The sequence below is a fragment of the Mesorhizobium sp. M7A.F.Ca.US.014.04.1.1 genome (assembly GCF_003998745.1).
Classification (GTDB): Bacteria; Pseudomonadota; Alphaproteobacteria; order Rhizobiales; family Rhizobiaceae; genus Mesorhizobium; species Mesorhizobium ciceri.
This window is the reverse complement of record NZ_RZRW01001503.1, coordinates 1-410: the sequence shown is the minus strand read 5'-3', so window position 1 is coordinate 410 and position 410 is coordinate 1. Positions and strand designations below refer to the sequence as shown.

The window sequence follows — 410 nt, the reverse complement described above, 5'->3', positions numbered from 1 at the left end:
GCCCCGATTCGCGCGTCAAGACTCATTTCACTTTCGTCACACCAGCCCGTCATGTCTACGAAGGTCGCCTCGACGCCGAGTGTCCTGAGGAGGAGTGCCGTGTTGTGGGAACTGTGGGCTTCGCCCAGCGCGGCGAGAATCTCGCGCACAGTATTCAAGTTTTCTTCGAGCCTGAAGTGACCATACGAGCAAAGCCGATGCAGATCCAACAGACAGTCGCGCACTCCTTCAATGCGGTCGCGAACAAAACGATCGGCGACGCGCCTTTCCGACGAGTGGCCAAAAACCTCCGAATTGATCCTCCTCATCTCACGATGGACCTCTGCGATCGCCTCGACTACAGCCGATCTTGATCTGGCGCCCGCAAAGCGCGCATAGGCGCCCGGCTTGCCGTTTTTCTTGTGCTCGAG

Annotated in this window: 1 pseudogene; it reads right to left on the bottom strand. The window is 58.3% G+C overall.

The features are described from left to right. Nucleotides 1–410 (bottom strand): annotated as a pseudogene (locus tag EOA22_RS38000) (aspartate kinase); the annotation flags it as partial.